13 protein-coding genes are annotated in these 16471 nt (G+C 72.8%); 5 read left to right on the top strand and 8 right to left on the bottom strand.

The window, feature by feature from the left end:
* The first annotated feature begins 72 nt into the window (after positions 1-72).
* The 3 genes from VIB11_RS12620 (at position 73) to purH (ending at position 3633) form a co-directional block, all read left to right on the top strand.
* Positions 73-1314 carry a DUF6350 family protein gene (locus VIB11_RS12620; protein WP_332031583.1) on the top strand — a complete coding sequence of 414 codons (1242 nt, stop codon included), beginning with the start codon at positions 73-75 and terminating at the stop codon, positions 1312-1314.
* An 82-nt stretch (positions 1315-1396) separates the two neighbouring features.
* The gene (purN, locus tag VIB11_RS12615) at positions 1397-2029 is read left to right on the top strand and encodes a phosphoribosylglycinamide formyltransferase (RefSeq protein WP_332031582.1); all 633 of its coding nucleotides are present in this window, start codon (positions 1397-1399) and stop codon (positions 2027-2029) included.
* Positions 2026-3633: a bifunctional phosphoribosylaminoimidazolecarboxamide formyltransferase/IMP cyclohydrolase gene (purH, locus tag VIB11_RS12610; protein WP_332031581.1), complete on the top strand. Its 1608-nt coding sequence runs from the start codon at positions 2026-2028 to the stop codon at positions 3631-3633. Before purN ends, purH begins: the two co-directional genes overlap by 4 nt.
* A 79-nt stretch (positions 3634-3712) precedes the next feature.
* Here the strand turns inward: purH and VIB11_RS12605 are convergent, their stop codons facing one another.
* From VIB11_RS12605 to VIB11_RS12590, 4 genes are all read right to left on the bottom strand, one after another.
* Complete coding sequence (locus tag VIB11_RS12605) at positions 3713-4849, bottom strand: ring-opening amidohydrolase (protein ID WP_332031580.1); 1137 nt, start codon at positions 4847-4849, stop codon at positions 3713-3715.
* Positions 4833-5828: a carbamate kinase gene (locus tag VIB11_RS12600; RefSeq protein ID WP_332031579.1), complete on the bottom strand. Its 996-nt coding sequence runs from the start codon at positions 5826-5828 to the stop codon at positions 4833-4835. The genes VIB11_RS12605 and VIB11_RS12600 overlap by 17 nt, the downstream gene beginning before the upstream one ends.
* Positions 5829-5973: 145 nt before the next feature.
* Positions 5974-7494, bottom strand: coding sequence for a carboxyl transferase domain-containing protein (locus tag VIB11_RS12595; protein WP_332031578.1), 1521 nt, complete (start codon positions 7492-7494; stop codon positions 5974-5976).
* 31 nt (positions 7495-7525) lie between these two features.
* Complete coding sequence (locus tag VIB11_RS12590) at positions 7526-8776, bottom strand: helix-turn-helix domain-containing protein (RefSeq protein ID WP_332031577.1); 1251 nt, start codon at positions 8774-8776, stop codon at positions 7526-7528.
* Positions 8777-8860: 84 nt separating this feature from the next.
* Between VIB11_RS12590 and VIB11_RS12585 the strand changes: the two genes are divergently transcribed.
* A complete protein-coding gene (locus VIB11_RS12585; RefSeq protein WP_332031576.1) occupies positions 8861-9970 on the top strand; it encodes a ferredoxin reductase in 1110 nt (369 codons plus the stop codon).
* Positions 9971-9984: 14 nt separating this feature from the next.
* Positions 9985-11292, top strand: coding sequence for an acyl-CoA desaturase (locus VIB11_RS12580; RefSeq protein WP_332031575.1), 1308 nt, complete (start codon positions 9985-9987; stop codon positions 11290-11292).
* Positions 11293-11396: 104 nt separating this feature from the next.
* Here the strand turns inward: VIB11_RS12580 and VIB11_RS12575 are convergent, their stop codons facing one another.
* The 4 genes from VIB11_RS12575 to VIB11_RS12560 form a co-directional block, all read right to left on the bottom strand.
* Positions 11397-12572 (bottom strand): CoA transferase, encoded by a 1176-nt coding sequence (locus VIB11_RS12575; protein ID WP_332031574.1) that lies wholly within the window; start codon positions 12570-12572, stop codon positions 11397-11399.
* A 207-nt stretch (positions 12573-12779) separates the two neighbouring features.
* Positions 12780-13706: an ABC transporter permease gene (locus VIB11_RS12570; protein ID WP_332031573.1), complete on the bottom strand. Its 927-nt coding sequence runs from the start codon at positions 13704-13706 to the stop codon at positions 12780-12782.
* Positions 13703-14788: an ABC transporter permease gene (locus tag VIB11_RS12565; protein WP_332031572.1), complete on the bottom strand. Its 1086-nt coding sequence runs from the start codon at positions 14786-14788 to the stop codon at positions 13703-13705. The genes VIB11_RS12570 and VIB11_RS12565 overlap by 4 nt, the downstream gene beginning before the upstream one ends.
* The gene (locus tag VIB11_RS12560; RefSeq protein WP_332031571.1) at positions 14785-16422 is read right to left on the bottom strand and encodes an ABC transporter ATP-binding protein; all 1638 of its coding nucleotides are present in this window, start codon (positions 16420-16422) and stop codon (positions 14785-14787) included. Before VIB11_RS12560 ends, VIB11_RS12565 begins: the two co-directional genes overlap by 4 nt.
* Positions 16423-16471 lie beyond the last annotated feature (49 nt).

Raw genomic sequence — 16471 nt, 5'->3', positions numbered from 1 at the left:
CCGCACAAATCTGGCAGGTGCGCGGCGTTGCTCGCCGGATCGCCCCGCCGCGTCAGGGACGATGGGGCCCTGATGAGTGTCATGGAGCTGCTGCGTGGGGTCACGTCGTCGAGCGCGGAGGGATCGGACGGCCACGGCCCGTGGTACCGACCCCTCCTCGCGGGCGCGGGCACGGCCCTCGCCTCCGCCCTGGTGGTGGTGCTGCCGGCCCTGGTGAGCTGGGTCGCCAGCCCCCAGAGCACGGTGCCGTGGACCGACGCCCTCGGCCTCGGCGCCGGCCTGTGGCTGCTCGGCGGCGGTGCGCGGCTGCAGGTCGGCGCGGCCGTGGTCGCGTTCGTCCCCCTGCTGATGCTGGCCGGGGTGGTCGCCGCCGCGGCCTGGGGCGCCTGGCGGACCGGCCTCGACGCGGTCGAGGCGTCGGCGCGCAGCGACTACCGTGCCGGGCTGCTCCGCGGGCCCGTTGCCGACACCCTCGCGGTGTGGGCCGGCGGGTATGCCGCGTGCGCGGCCCTGCTGGCCCTCCTCGCCCAGTCGGCGCCGGCCCGCCCCCAGCCCATGCTCCTCGCGGTGCCGGTGCTGGCCGTCCCCGCGCTCGGTGCCGCCCTCGCCGCCCGCCGACTGGTCGCGAGGCACCCCGACCTCGCAGGCCCTCGGTGGCAGCGCCCGTCCTTCGTTCCCGGCTTCGTCCGCCGCGCCCTGCGGCCCGCGGCCATCGGCGCGGCGGCGATGCTGGCGTCCGGCTGTGCCGTGGTCGCCCTGCTGGTGGCGGTGCGCTTCCCGCAGGTGGCCCACCTCCACGACGAGCTGGCTCCCGGTCTGGTCGGCGGCACCGTGCTGACCGTCGGGCAGCTGCTGTGCCTGCCGAACGCCGCCCTCTGGGCCGTCTCCTTCGTCGCGGGCACCGGGTTCTCGGTGGTGGAGGGCTCGTCGACGACCTGGACCGGCTCGCGGTCCGGCCTGCTCCCGATGGTCCCCGGACTCGGCGCGCTGCCGGACCCGGGTGCCTTCCCCGGCTTCCTGCCTGCCCTCGCGCTGCTCCCGGTGGCCGTGGGGGCCCTGATCGGCTGGCGCTCCCTGCGCTCGGTGTCGCGGCTCTCGTCCGGCCGGACCAAGCTGGCCGTGTCCGGCACGGCGGTGGTGCTGGCCGCCGCGGCGATCGGAGCGGTGGACGCCCTCGGCGGCGGCTCGCTGGGTGCGGGCAGGTTGTCCGACATCGGCGCCCCGGCCCTGCCGATGACGCTCGCACTCCTGGCCGAGTTCGCGCTGGGCGCCGGCCTGGTCCTGCTCTGGGACCGCTGGAAGCTGCGCGCCTGAGCCGGCTCGCACGAAGCAGCGCCGCAGCCACCGGCCGGACGCGACCGCGACCCTGCCCAGCGCTGCCGCTATCGTCGCCAGCGTGACTGCGCCCGAGGCCGCCACCGAGACGCCTGCCCCCGTGGGCATCGTCGTCCTCGTCTCCGGCAGCGGGACCAACCTGCAGGCGCTCATCGACGCCTCCGCCGACCCGGCCTACGGCGTGCGGATCCTCGCCGTCGGAGCCGACCGCGAGGGCATCGCCGGCCTCACGCGGGCCCAGCACGCCGGCATCCCGACCTTCGTGTGCCGCGTGGCCGACCACGAGGACCGCACCGCCTGGGATGCCGCGCTCGCGGACGCCATCGACGCGTACACGCCGGCACTCGTCGTCTCGGCCGGCTTCATGAAGCTCCTCGGGCCGGCGGTGCTGGGTCGGCACATCGTCATCAACACGCACCCGGCCCTGCTGCCGGCGTTTCCCGGCGCCCATGCCGTGCGGGACGCCCTCGCCTACGGAGCGAAGGTCACCGGGTGCACCGTCCACGTCGTCGACTCGGGCGTCGACACCGGGCCGGTCATCGCCCAGACCGCGGTCGCGGTCGAGGACGGCGACACCGAGGAGTCGCTCCACGAGCGCATCAAGACTGTCGAGCGGGCGATGCTCGTCGACGTCGTGGGCCGCGCGGCCCGCGAGGGAATCACCGTCACCGACCGAAAGGCCACCATCCCGTGAGCGAGCAGCCTGCGGCAGCCACTGCCGAGACACGCCGACCGATCAGGCGGGCGCTGGTCTCCGTCTACGACAAGACCGGCCTCGAGGAGCTGGCCGCAGGGCTGCACGAGGCGGGCGTTGCCATCGTCTCCACCGGCTCGACCGCCTCGCGCATCGCCGCGGCGGGGGTCCCCGTCACGCCGGTCGAGGAGCTGACCGGCTTCCCCGAGTGCCTCGACGGCCGGGTCAAGACGCTGCACCCGCGCGTGCACGCCGGCATCCTCGCCGACACCACCAACCCCGACCACGTGCGCCAGCTCGACGAGCTCGGCGTCGAGGGTTTCGACCTCGTGGTGGTCAACCTCTACCCGTTCACCGACACCGTGATGTCGGGCGCCTCCCAGGACGAGTGCGTCGAGCAGATCGACATCGGCGGGCCCACCATGGTGCGTGCCTCGGCGAAGAACCACGCCAGCGTCGCCATCGTCACCAGCCCCACGGCCTACGCCGCGGTGCTGGAGGCGGTGCGTGGCGGTGGGTTCACCCTCGCACAGCGTCAGCGGCTCGCGGCCGAGGCGTTCGTGCACACCGCGACCTACGACGTGAACGTCGCCTCGTGGATGGGCAACGTCGTCACCGACACGTCCGACGGCAGCGGCTTCCCGGCCTGGGTCGGGGCGACCTGGGAGAAGGCCGCGGTGCTGCGCTACGGCGAGAACCCCCACCAGCGCGCGGCGCTCTACACGTCCGGGTTCGTCCCGCAGCCTGGGCTGGCGCAGGCCGAGCAGCTGCACGGCAAGGAGATGTCCTACAACAACTACGTCGACGCCGACGCGGCGGTGCGCGCCGCCCACGACCACGGCGACCAGCCGGCGGTGGCGATCATCAAGCACGCCAACCCGTGTGGCATCGCGGTGGGGGAGACGATCGACGTGGCCTACGCCAAGGCGCACGCGTGCGACCCGGTCTCGGCCTTCGGCGGAATCATCGCCACCAACCGGCCGGTGACCGCCGCCATGGCCGAGCAGGTGAAGGACGTGTTCACCGAGGTCGTTGTCGCACCGGCCTTCGACGATGCCGCCCTCGAGATCCTCAAGGGCAAGAAGAACATCCGGCTGCTGACCTGCGCGGCGCCCGCGCGCGGGGGAGCGGAGATCCGACCGATCTCCGGCGGGCTTCTCATGCAGTCGCGCGACACCGTCGACGCCGAGGTCGAGGGTGGGGGCGACGACCCGTCGCGCTGGACCCTCGTGTCGGGAGACGCGGCCGACGACGCGACGCTGGCCGACCTGGCGTTCGCCTGGAGGGCCATCCGCGCCGTGAAGTCCAACGCCATCCTGCTCGCCCGCGACGGCGCCTCGGTCGGCGTCGGCATGGGCCAGGTGAACCGGGTCGACTCCTGTCATCTGGCCGTGAGCCGGGCGGGGGAGAAGCGGGCGCGGGGTGCGGTCGCCTCCTCCGACGCGTTCTTCCCCTTCGCCGACGGGCTGCAGGTGCTGCTCGACGCCGGGGTGCGGGCCGTCGTGGCGCCGGGCGGGTCGATGCGCGACCCCGAGGTCGTCGACGCCGCGAAGGCCGCGGGCGTGACGATGTACTTCACCGGGACGCGCCACTTCGCGCACTGACGGGCAGCGCAACGCCCGGGGTGCCCTGCGCTGAGCAGGGCACCCCGGGCGTCGTGGTGTCCGGGAGGCGGCGCCTGGGCTAGCGGGCCCAGCGGTAGCCGGTCGGGTCGCCCTCGCCCACGTCCACGATCGCGGCCACCGGGCCACCGCCGTCAGGGCCCTGGTGGGCGGCGGAGACCGACACGAAGACAGCCGGGTCGCCGGTCACCGCAGCGGTGACGCCGCCGACAGCCGACTTGATCTGCCGGTGCCAGTGCACGTCCGAGTCGTCGAGCATCGCGTTGCGGCGGCCGTGCACGGTGCCGTCCTGGCTGACCTCGCACTTGAGGAAGACGTTGACGAGGCGGCCCTCGAGGTCCGTCCAGTGGGGGCGGTCCGGCAGCTCGAGGCCGGCGTCCTTGATGGCTTCCCAGATGCCGTCCTGGTCGAGCGCGTCGTTCATCACCGAGTGGCCGATGCGGTAGCGACCGCCGATGCCGCGGGTGTTGCCGACCACGACGACCTGCGCCTGGTCGAGCTCGACACCCGAGGAGCACGAGGCGACCGAGGAGTAGAGGTCGCGGTTGTGCATGACGTCCGCGTCCGTCGGCATCTCGATCTCGCCGAGCGCGACGGCGATGCCCAGGCCGGTCGTGCCGTTGGAGAGGTCCATCGACTCGTGGGTGTGCTCGGTCCAGACCTTCATGCCGCGGGACTTCGCGTCACGGATGGTGTGGATCGTCAGCAGCGGCGTCTTGGTCTGCACGTAGTGGACGTCGGCGGCGTCGGTGATGCCGGCGCGCTCCATGGCCACCTTCACCGCGGCGGAGACCTTCTCGACCATCCCGGTGTAGCCGATCTCCTCCGGCTTGATCGGCTCGCTCATGGCGAAGCCCACCGTCAGGCGCAGGTCGTCGGACTTCTCGGCCTTCTCGGCCGGGACCGTCGCGAAGATCGTCGCGTGCGGGCTGATGACACCGTCGGTGCCGCCGGACCACACGATCGGGACCTGCTTGACCTGCTCCTCCGGGGCGCCCTTGGCGACGAGGACCTCGCGGAAGGCGCGGTCGGCGATGATGCGGGTGTAGTCGTTGACGCCGCCGTTGCCCTCGGTCTTGCCGATGATGGCGATGACGCGCGAGGCCTCCATGACCCCGTCGTCGATGAGCTTGGCGAGCTCGGAGGCGTCGGCGACGCTGTGGATCGGGACCTTGCGGACCTCAATGGGCTCCGGCACGGGTTTCACCTTCCTGCTTCGGTTGCTGGCTGTTCTCGGGGTTCTCGATGACGGTGCCGACGCTGCTGTCGGCCGACTCGACCGCCTCCGTGATGCGGTCGAGGGCGGTGATGATGCTGCGCTGGCCACCGCTGCGCACGAACCGCAGCGCGGCCTCGACCTTGGGGCCCATCGAGCCGGACGCGAAGTGGCCGTCTGCGGCATACGCCTCCATCTCGGCGAGGCTCACCCGGCCCACCGGGTGGGCCTCGGGCGTGCCCCAACCGACCACGGCGTTCTCGACGTCCGTCGCGATGACGAGCACGTCCGCCTCCACCGACCGCGCGAGCACGGCCGCGGTCAGGTCCTTGTCGATGACGGCCTCGATGCCGCGGATCTTGCCCTCGGAGGTGCGGATCACGGGGATCCCGCCGCCCCCGGCTGCGACCACGACGTAGCCGGCCTGCATCAGGGTGAGCAGCGTGTGGGTCTCGAGGACCTCGAGCGGCTCGGGCGAGGCGACGACGCGGCGCCAGCCCTTCTCGCCGCGGTCCTCCCAGGTCTGGCCGTGCTCGATGAGCACCTGGGCCTGCTCGTGGGGCAGGAAGCGGCCGATCGGCTTGGTGGGGCGGGTGAACCCCGGGTCGTCGGCGTCGACGAGGGTGCGGGTGATCAGGGCCGCGCAGCGGCGGTCCACCCCGCGGGCGGCGAGGGCCCACTCGAGGGTGTCGAGGATCGTGAAGCCGATCGTCCCCTGGGTCTGGGCGCCGCACCAGTCCAGCGGCACGGGCGGCACGACCTGCGCGGCGAGCTCGTTCTTGACGAGCAGGTTGCCGACCTGCGGGCCGTTGCCGTGGGTGAGGACGACGTCGTGCCCGGCCGCGACGAGCCCGGCGATGTGCTCCATCGCGCGGGCGATGGCGTGCCGCTGCTCCTTCGGCGCGGCGCTGCCGTCGGGCCCGGTCATGGCGTTTCCGCCGAGGGCGACGAGCACCCGCATGCGCACCTCCTGAGGTCTGTGCCGCGAGCCTAGGGACCGTCACGGCCTCGCCGCGTTGTCACCTCCTGCCCAATGCGTGGCCGGCGGTTGGCAGATGTATGCCGTGCGGCTGGCCGGCCTGCGGCGCAGGGCCTCGCCGCCGGCCTCAGCCCACGCCGAGGCCGCGGTAGCGGCTCAGCCGGGTCCGGAGCCGCTCGGCAGGGTCCAGGCGCGCGAGGGTGGCCAGCTCGTGCTGGATGGTCTGCGACATCCGGGCGCAGAACGCCTCCGGCTCGTCGGCCGCGTCGGGGTGCTCGGCCACGATCCGGTCGACGATGCCGTCGGCGAGCAGGTCGAGGGAGCGCACCCGCTGGCTCTCGGCCAGCTCGGGTGCCCGGCTGGTCTCGCGGTAGAGGATCGCGGAGGCCCCCTCGGGCGGCAGCGGCGACAGCCACGAGTGCTGCGCGCAGATGACGCGGTCGGCAGGCATGACGGCGAGGGCGCCGCCGCCGGTGCCCTGGCCGAGCAGCACGCACAGTGTCGGTGCGTCGAGCATGACGAGCTCGGCCAGGCAGCGGGCGATCTCGCCGGCGAGCCCACCCTCCTCGGCCTCGCGAGAGAGGGCCGCGCCCGCGGTGTCGATGATGCTCACCAGCGGCAGCTTGAGCTCGTGGGCGAGCCGCATGCCGCGGCGGGCGACCCGAAGTCCGCTGGGGGACAACGGGTCCTCGAGCGTCTGGCCGCGGCGGTCCTGCCCCAGCACCACGCAGGGCGCCCCGCCGAAACGGGCGAGGGCCATGAGCAGACCCGGGTCGTACTCGCCCTGCCCGGTGCCGTGCAGCGGCAGCACGTCCGTGGCGCCGAGGCGCAGCAGGGCCCGGACCCCGGGCCGGTCCTCGCGCCGGGACCGGGTGATGGAGTCCCAGGCCGGCAGGTCGGGCAGCTCCTCCTTCGGCAGCTCCGGCACCTCGGGGAGGTCCTCACGCGGAGCCATGAGCACGCCGAGCGCGCGGTCCGCGACCTCGGCGAGGGCCTCGACCGGCAGGATGGCGTCGATGAGCCCGTGCTCGAAGAGGTTCTCCGCGGTCTGCACGTCCTGCGGGAACGGCTGGCCGTAGAGCGCCTCGTACACCCGGGCGCCGAGGAAGCCGATCGTCGCCCCGGGCTCAGCCACCGTGACGTGCCCCAGCGAGGCCCAGGAGGCGAACACCCCGCCCGTGGTGGGGTGGCGGAGGTAGACGAGGTAGGGCAGGCCGGCCTCCTTGAAGGCGGCGCAGGCGGCGCTGATCTTGACCATGCCGACGAAGGCCGGGGTGCCCTCCTGCATGCGGGTGCCTCCGGAGGAGGGTGCGGCGAACAGCGGCAGCCCCTCTCGCCGGGCGCGCTCGAAGGCGAGCACGATGCGCTCCGCAGCGGTGTTGCCGATCGACCCGGCGAGGAAGCGGAACTCGCCCGCGATCACGGCCACGCGCCGGCCCCGGATGCGCCCCTCGCCCGTGATGATCGACTCGTCGACGCCCGAGCGCTCCGCCGCGGCGGCCAGCTCGGCGGCATACGCGCTGCCGTCGTCGGCCACACGCAGCGGCGGGCCGTCCCAGCTGGACCAGCTGCCCTCGTCGAGAGCTGCCGCCAGCAGGTCCCTGGCTCCGACCCGGCGCGGCTTCGCCTGGTGTGTCGGGATGGTCATGCCCACCTCCTCGTGGTGCGAGGGGAGCAGCCTAGGGGGTGGCCGGTGGGGGTGTCGGGGTGCCCAGCGCCACGACGAGGTCCAGCACGGCTGCGGGGTCGTCGAGCTGGTCGCCGAAGAGGTCGCGCAGCTGCCCGAGGCGGTAGCGCACCGTCTGGGGGTGGACGAAGAGGTCCTCGGCGACGGCCTCCCTGCGGCCGCGGTGCAGCAGCCACAGCCGCAGCGTCTCCTCGAGCTTCTCGCGGGCGGCCTCCGTGAGGTCCGCCATGGGCGCGAGGGCCCGCGCCCGCAGGTCGGCCACCGCATCCGGGTCGGCGGCGAGCACCAGCGCCGCGAGGTGGTCCTCGGTGTCGTATGCCGCGTGGCCGCCGGGCTGCTCGCTGTCCAGCAGCCGCCAGGCCCGCAGGGCACGCCGGTACGAGGCCGAGGCCGCCGGCCAGGGCCGCTCCGGGCCGAGGACGGCGGGGCGCTCGCCGAGGGAGCGCACGAGCCGCTGGCGGGCCCCCGGCTGCAGGTCGGGGAGGAGCATCGCGGTGACGTCCTCGCCCGGCGCCTGGTCGGGGAGGTCCTCGGCCAGGAGCAGGCTCCCCGGCCCGGCGAGCCCCCGGGCGGCGGGGAGCTGCGCGTCGGGGACGAGGAGGACGGTGAGCGTTCTGGGAGGCGTCCAGCCGGCGCGCTCGGCGCGGCGGGTGAGGACCTCCTCGGGGGCGCCCCGGAGCAGGTCGAGGGCCAGTCGCTCGAGGAGGCGCTGCTGCACCCGCTCCGCGGAGGCGAGCTCGTCGCTGTGGCCGGCGACGCTCGCGGCCGACAGCTCGTCGATGTAGGCGAACACGAGCTCGGCGAACTGCGCGAGCAGCGGCGCCGACATGCCGGCGCCCACAGCGACCGCCGAGAGCTCGCGCCACGAGACGCGGGCGCCGATGCGGTAGGCCGACAGCAGCGCGTCCATGCTCCGGCCGCTGCGGGCCTCGCCGCGACCGAGGGCGTACGAGGCCTCACGGGCAGGGCCGAGGGGTGTGCTGGGGTCGTCGGCCCGGGCCGCGATGGTGAGGAAGCTCCCCAGGGCGAGCTGCACCGCCGACTCGATGTTGCCCTCCATGTACGCCCGGGCCTCGGCGTAGCTGGGGACCTCGGCGATGATCGCGTCGACGGCGTGCGCGGCCACCGTGGGCAGGGCCTCCTTCAGGGCCGTCTGCACCGGCTGGGCGAGGGTGATGCCCGCAGCCCGCGCCGCGGTGGGGCCGTTGGGGCTGTCGGGGCTGGCGGGAACGTCGGCTGCCATATCTGTCCTCTGCGAACAATTCTGCGCGCAGGAATCACGCGTGCTGGTCAGGAATTTAGCCGACGGAGCCGTGAGGATGGAAGCATGACAGCAACTGTCCCACCGCAGTCTGCCCCGGCGGAGCGACCCTCCCGCCCGGCGCTGCGCGACGTCCTCTGGCGGGTCGCCGAGGCCGTCACCACACCCGTCGTGCCCGCCGACTACCTCGACCTGCTGGCGCCGATGCGCCAGGGCGCGGACCTGCGCGGCCGCATCGTCTCGGTCACCCCGGAGACCCGCGACGCCGCCACCGTGACCATCCGGCCCGGCCGGTCGTGGCGGGGGCACCTGCCCGGCCAGTACATCCGCATCGGCGTCGACGTCGATGGCGTGCGCCACTGGCGCGCGTACTCCCTCACCTCCCCGGTCGCCGACCCGGACGGGCTGATCTCGATCACCGTCAAGGCGATCCCCGACGGCAGGGTCAGCAACCACGTCGTGCGCTCCCTGCAGCCCGGGACGCTGGTCCACCTCGACCAGGCCACCGGCGACTTCGTGCTCCCGCCCCGGCGGCCCGCACGGGCGCTCTTCCTCACGGCCGGCAGCGGCATCACCCCGGTCATGGGCATGCTGCGCAACCATCTCGACGAGCTCGCCGACGTGGTGGTCGTCCACTCCGCCCCGACACGCGAGGACGTCATCTTCGGAGGCCAGCTCCGCTCGTGGGCTCAGGACGGCCGGCTCAGGCTGGTCGAGCGCCACACCGACCGCGACGGACTGCTCGACGTCGCGGACCTCGACGCGGTCGTGCCCGACTGGCGTGAGCGGGAGACCTGGGCCTGCGGCCCCGCCGGGATGCTGGACGCCGTCGAGGCCCACTGGGCGGCCGCCGGCACCGCCGGCCAGCTGCACACCGAGCGCTTCCGGCCCGTCGTCATCGCCGAGGGCGAGGGCGGCACCGTCACCTTCGCCCGCCAGGGCACCGTCGTCGACGCCGACGGCGCCACCCCGATCCTCGACGCCGGCGAGGACGCCGGCGTCCTCATGCCGTCCGGGTGCCGCATGGGCATCTGCTTCGGCTGCGTCGTCCCGCTGCGTGAAGGCGCGGTGCGCGACCTGCGCAACGGCGAGATGACCATCGCGACCCCGGGCGACGGCATCCGCATCCAGACCTGTGTGTCGGCGGCTGCCGGCGCCTGCGAGATCGACCTCTGAGAAGGAGCCCCCACATGACCGCCACCGCAGAGAAGTTCGACCTCTCCATCGACGGCTCCGCCGCGGGCACACCGAGCGCCCCGGCCGCCGGCCCCCGGCTCGTGAACAGCCGCCTGTCGACGGTCACCACGCAGCGCCGCCACGTGCCCAAGCGCTCCGGCAAGCCCGACCCCGCCGCCCACCTCACCGCGGAGGACATCGAGGCGCTCGGCGCCGAGCTCGACGCCCTCCGGCAGGAGGTCCTCGGCTCGCGCGGAGCCAGCGACGCGGCATACATCCGCAAGGTCCTGAAGTGGCAGCGGGGCCTGGAGATGGGCAGCCGGGCCGTGCTGCTGTTCTCGCTCTTCCCGCCGGCCTGGTTGGTCGGCACCGCCGGCCTGTCGGTCGCGAAGATCCTGGAGAACATGGAGCTCGGGCACAACATCATGCACGGCCAGTGGGACTGGATGCGCGACCCGAGGATCCACAGCCAGGAGTGGGAGTGGGACAACGCCTCCCCGTCGGAGTTCTGGAAGCACTCGCACAACGAGCTGCACCACACGTTCACCAACGTCATCGGCCGTGACAACGACCTCGGGTACGGCATCATGCGCGTCGACGAGGACCAGCGGTGGACCCCCGCCTACCTGGGCCAGCCGCTGTACAACTTCCTCAACATGCTCGTCTTCGAGTACGGCATCGCCGCCTACGACCTCGAGCTCGGCGCGTACGTCAAGGGCCGCGGCAAGGACAAGGAGACCTTCCGGCGCGACGCGACGAAGGTGCTGCGCAAGATCGGCCGGCAGGCGCGCAAGGACTACCTGCTGCACCCGCTGCTGTCGGGGCCGTCCTTCTTCCACACGATGGGCGCCAACGCGGTGGCCAACGTGGTGCGCAACATCTGGACGCACTCGGTCATCATGTGTGGCCACTTCCCCGAGGGCGTCGAGACCTTCGCGAAGGACTCGATCGAGGGCGAGACCCGCGGCGAGTGGTACCTGCGCCAGATGGTCGGCTCGGCCAACATCTCCGGCTCGAAGGCCATGCACCTCATGACGGGCAACCTCAGCCACCAGATCGAGCACCACCTCTTCCCCGACCTGCCGAGCAACCGGTACGCCGAGATCGCCCCGCGGATCCAGGAGATCTGCGAGCGGTACGGCCTCAGCTACACCACTGGCCCGCTGGTCAAGCAGGTCGCCTCGGCGTGGAAGCAGGTCGTCGTGCTCTCGCTGCCCAACCCCGAGCCGGGTCGCACCCGCGTCGGGATCGCCGCTGAGGCCGTGGGCAAGCGCGTGCGGCGCAGGCTGCGTGGCCGCCCCGCCCGCGCCGCCAGGGGCTGAGCCCTCTCCCGGCTCCCCCTCTCCCGGCGCCCCCTCTCCCGGTTCGGGGTATTGCCGCGCGTCATGGCGCTCGGCAATACCCCGAACCGATCTGCGCGGGACGTCTAGCGCGCGTCCTGCTCGTCCAGCCAGGCGCGCACGCTCTCGTTGTGCTGGCCCAGCGCCGGCGGGGGGAGGTGGTCGGGCCGCCCACCGGCATACGCGTTGTCGTCGAGCCGGATCGGCGGCCCGGGGATCTCGATCGGGCCCAGCACCGGGTGGTCGATGTCGAGCACGAGGCCCTGCGAGCGGGTCTGGTCCCAGTCGTAGACGCGGTCGAGGGTGCGCACCTCGCCGGCGGGCACGCCGATCTCGTCGAGCGTGACCAGCAGCTCGGCCAGCGTGCGGTCGGCGAAGGCGGCGTTGACAGCGGCGTTGACCTCGTCGCGGTGGGCGACGCGCTCGCGGTTCGTGGCCATGCCCGGCGCGGCGGGGTCGATGCCGAACGCGGTGGCGAGCTTGACCCACAGGCCCTCACTGCCGCAGGCGATCTGGAGCTTGCCGTCCTTGCAGTCGAACAGGCCGTACGGCGTGATCGACGGGTGGTGGTTGCCCTGGGCGTGACCCACCTCGCCCGCGACGGTGTAGCGGGTGCCCTGGAACGCGTGCACCCCGACGATCGCGGCGAGCAGCGACGTGCGCACGACGCGCCCCTTGCCGGTGCGGTTCCGCTCGTGCAGGGCGGCCACCACGCCGTACGCGCCGTACATGCCGGCCAGCAGGTCACCGATCGGCACGCCCACCCGCGTCGGCTGGTCGGGGGAGGGGCCGGTGAGCGACATCAGGCCCGCCTCTCCCTGCGCGATCTGGTCGTAGCCGGCCCGACCGCCCTGCGGCCCGTCGTGGCCGAAGCCGCTGATCGACAGCACGACGAGCCCGGGGTTGACCTCGTGCAGCCGCTCGACCGTGAAGCCGAGCCGGTCGAGCACCCCGGGGCGGAAGTTCTCGATGAGCACGTCGCCGTGGCGCACCAGCCTGGTCAGCGTCTCGCGGCCGTCGTCGGACTTCAGGTCGAGGGTCACGGACTCCTTGTTGCGGTTGCACGACAGGAAGTACGTCGAGATCGGCTCGTCGTCGGGCCCCACGAACGGCGGACCCCAGCCGCGGGTGTCGTCGCCGGTCCCGGGTGTCTCGACCTTGATGACGCGGGCGCCCATGTCTCCCAGCATCATTCCGGCGTGAGGCCCGGCGAGGGCTCGGGAGAGGTCGATGACGGTGGTGCCGTCGAGGGGTCCGCTCACGGTGGGCTCCTTGGGGGCGGTGGGTGCAGTCCGGGTATGCCGTGTCGAGCCTATGCGCGCCCGCGACGGGCGGGCGCTGGCAGCCCGCGATGGCACCTGAGGGGCCGCGCTGTCACATGTTGCCCAGCGCCCGGGTGACACGACGGTGCCCCCGGCCCAGGGTCTGGGGGACGGGGGCACCATGGGTGGCACCTGACGCGGGGGTCGTCAGTGCCTGCTCTCCCGGTCGTAGTTGCGACCGAGGAAGGCGGGGACGCTCGCCCAGCGCAGGGCGAACATCATGACGAGCAGCGTCGCGACGTACGGCAGCATCGAGATGAACTGGTGGGGGATGTCCACGCCCCCCACCTGCACGCGCAGCGCCAGGACCTCCATGCCGGCGAAGAACGCCGAGCCCGCGAGGATGTACTGCGGCCGCCAGCCGCCGAAGAAGGCCAGGGCGATGGCGAGCCAGCCGCGGCCGGCCACGATGCCCTCGGTGTAGGTGCCCGTGTAGGTCATCGGGAGGTAGGCACCGGCCAGGGCCATCAGCGCGCCACCGGCGGTCGAGCACCAGATGCGGGTGCGGGCCACGCTGACACCGAGGCTGTCGGAGGCCTTCGGGTTCTCGCCCACCGAGCGGAGCTTCAGCCCCAGGTTGGTCCGGTAGAGCAGCCAGTACAGCAGCCCCGACACCAGGAACGCGAAGTAGACCAGCACGTCCTGGGTGAACAGGACCTGCCCGATGCCGGGGATCTCCGACAGCACGGGGATCGTGATGTCGGGCAGCGTGTCGATGAGCGGCGGCTTGAGGGTCACACCGATCACGACCTTGTAGAGCAGCGACGCGATTCCGATCGCCGCGAAGAACAGCGCCAGGCCGATGACGAACTGGTCGAGCCGGAACCGGGTCGTGACCCAGCCGAGGAACCACCCGAAGGCGGCGCCGACGAGGGCCGCCACGAGGAGGCCGGCCGGGTTGCCGCCCAGCTTGAGGGAGACGAGGAACCCGACGCTGGCGCCGAGCATCATCACGCCCTCCTGGGCGACGTTGAACACCCCGGCCCGGCCGGCGAGCATCGTGCCCTGGGCGGCGAGGATGTAGGGCACCATCGCGGTGACGACGAGCTGCAGGAACGGTATGACCTCGTTCATCGCGAGGACCTCCTCAGGCGGGCACCGACGACGTCGGAGAAGAGCAGGAACAGCAGGATCAGGGCCTCGACGATCAGCACCATCTCGCTCGGGACGTCGGCCGTGCGCTGCATCGCGCTCGAGCCGACCTCCAGGACCGCGATGCCGAAGGCGACGAAGGGCACGGCCAGCACGTTGCCCCGGGCGATGAGCCCGATGATGATGCCGAGGAGGAGGTAGTTGGACTGCATCCCCTCGATGAGTTTTCCGTGCACACCCGCCACCTCGATGGCACCGGCGAAGCCGGCCAGGGCGCCGCCGACGACCAGGGAGCCGACCGCGACGCGGCCGATGCGCACGCCGTGGACCGCCGCGGCGCGTGGGTTGGTGCCCACGGCGCGCAGCTCGTACCCGGGGACGGTCCGGCGCATCACCACGACGGTGGCCACCGCCACGAGCACGGCCAGGAGCACCCCCGTGTGCAGGGGAGGCCGCCCGACCAGGGGCAGCAGGCCGCCCTCACCGATCGGGACCGTCGTCGGGTGCCCGGCGGCCGGGTCGCTCCAGACCTCGCTGGCGACGTAGTCGACGATGCCGAAGCTGACGAAGTTGAGCAGCACCGTGCTGAGGATCTCGTTGACCCCGAACCGGTCCATCAGCCAGGCGGCGACCCAGGCGTAGACGCCCCCGGCGAGGACGCCGACGAGCAGGACCAGCGGCAGCAGGACCACCATGGGCGAGTCCTTCAGCAGGATGCCGGCGGCAGCTGACGCGGTGGCGCCGACCAGCAGCTGCCCCTCACCGCCGATGTTGTACTTGCCGGCGGCCAGGGGAATGGTGAACGCCAGGGCCAGGAGCAGGAGCGGCACCCACTTGTGCAGCGTCTCGACCAGCCCGAACGACGACTTGAACGACGTCGTGAGGATGGCCCGGAACGCGTCGAGGGGGGAGTGGCCGAGCACTGCGATCACGATGCCGGACACGGCGAAGGCCAGCAGAACGGCGATGGTGTAGGAGACGAGCGCCTGGGACAGGCCGGCGCCGCGGCCCGGGCGGGGAGTCGTCCGTGCGGGCGTGGTCGGTGGCGTGGCGGTGGTGGTCATTCGGTCCCCTCGAGACCGGCCATGAGGTGGCCGAGTTCGTACTGGTCGTAGTCGCCCCGCCGGCGCTCCCCGACGACCCTGCCCGAGTAGAGGACCAGGATGCGGTCGCACAGGTGCGTCAGCTCGTCGAGGTCCTCGGAGAGCAGCAGCACGGCCGAGTGGTCCGCCGCTGCCTCGTGGACCCGGTCGTAGACGAACTGGGTGGACGGGATGTCCAGCCCGCGGGTGGGGTTGTGCAGGATGAGGAAGCCCGGTCGGTGCGAGAACGCGCGGGCCAGGATGACGCGCTGCATGTTGCCGCCCGAGAGCGCCGCGGCCGGGGCGGAGGGGCCGGATGCCTTGACGGAGTAGGCCCTGATGGCCTCCTCCGCGTGGCGACGAGCCGAACCCCAGTCCATGAGCGGGCCCTTGCGGAACCGCACGCTGCGCTGGGCACCGAGGACGAGGTTCTCCATGATGCTGGCCGAGGGCAGGATGCCGTCGCGGTGACGGTCCTCGGGGACGTAGGCCACGCCCGACTCCAGCCAGGCGGCCGTGGGCCGGCCCGCCAGCGACTCGCCGTCGAGGTCGACGGCGCCGCGGTGCAGCGCTCGGACGCCCGAGACCGCCTCGGCGAGCTCGACCTGGCCGTTCCCTGCCACACCGGCGATGCCGACGATCTCGCCCCTGCGCACGTCGAACCCGACGTCGTGCGTGGCCGGGACGCCGTGGTCGTTGTGCACCACGAGGTCGCGGACGGACACCCGCACGGGGGCGTCGCCGAGGTCGCGCGCCGTGCCGACCCCGTGCCGGGCTGCGCCGGTGACGCCAGCGGCGCCGGGCGCGCCCATGCCCGCGGTCACCACCTCGGTGACCCGGCCGACGGCGGCGTCGTCACCGACCATGAGGGTGGCGAGCTCCGCCGCCGACGTCTCCACCCGGCGCACCGTGCCGACCCGCTGGCCGTCACGCATCACCGTCAACGCGTCGCAGACCGTCATGGTCTCGCGGATCTTGTGCGTGATGAACACGACGCTCATGCCCTCGTCGACGATGGCCCGCAGCGAGCCGAACAGGGAGTCGACCTCCTGGGGCGTCAGGTTCGTCGTCGGCTCGTCCAGCACGAGCACCTTGGCGCCCCGGTAGAGGGCCTTGAGGATCTCCACCCGCTGGCGCAGACCCACGGAGAGACGTGACACCTCGGCGTTCGGGTCGACGGCCAGCCCGAAGCGCTCGGACAGCTCGGTGATCCGCGCCGCCGGCTCCTTGAGGCTCAGAGCGGGCCAGGAGGGCATCGACGTGCCGAGGACGATGTTCTCGGTGACGGTGTAGGTCTCCACCTGGAGGAAGTTCTGGTGGACCATGCCGATGCCGTGGGAGATGGCGTCGCGCGGGTCCCGGATGTCGACCGGGGCGCCGTCGAGCACCACCGTCCCCGCGTCCGGCCGGTACAGCCCGTAGAGCACGTTCATCAGCGTGGTCTTGCCGGCGCCGTTGCCGCCGAGGAGCCCGTGGACCTCGCTGCGGCCGACCGTGAGGTCCACACCGCCGAGCGCCACCACGGGACCGAAGGTCTTGCGGATCCCCTCCATCGCGAGGAGGGGACCCGACGCGCCCTGCGCCGGCGCCGGGCGCGTCGCCACTACCGATGTCATGGCTTAGTGTCCCGTCACTTGATAGGGGTGAGGTTCTTCTCGAACGTGA

Origin of the sequence: Pedococcus sp., assembly GCF_036554925.1 — a bacterium.
Lineage (GTDB): Bacteria > Actinomycetota > Actinomycetes > Actinomycetales > Dermatophilaceae > Pedococcus_A.
This window is presented reverse-complemented; position numbering and strand designations above follow the sequence as displayed.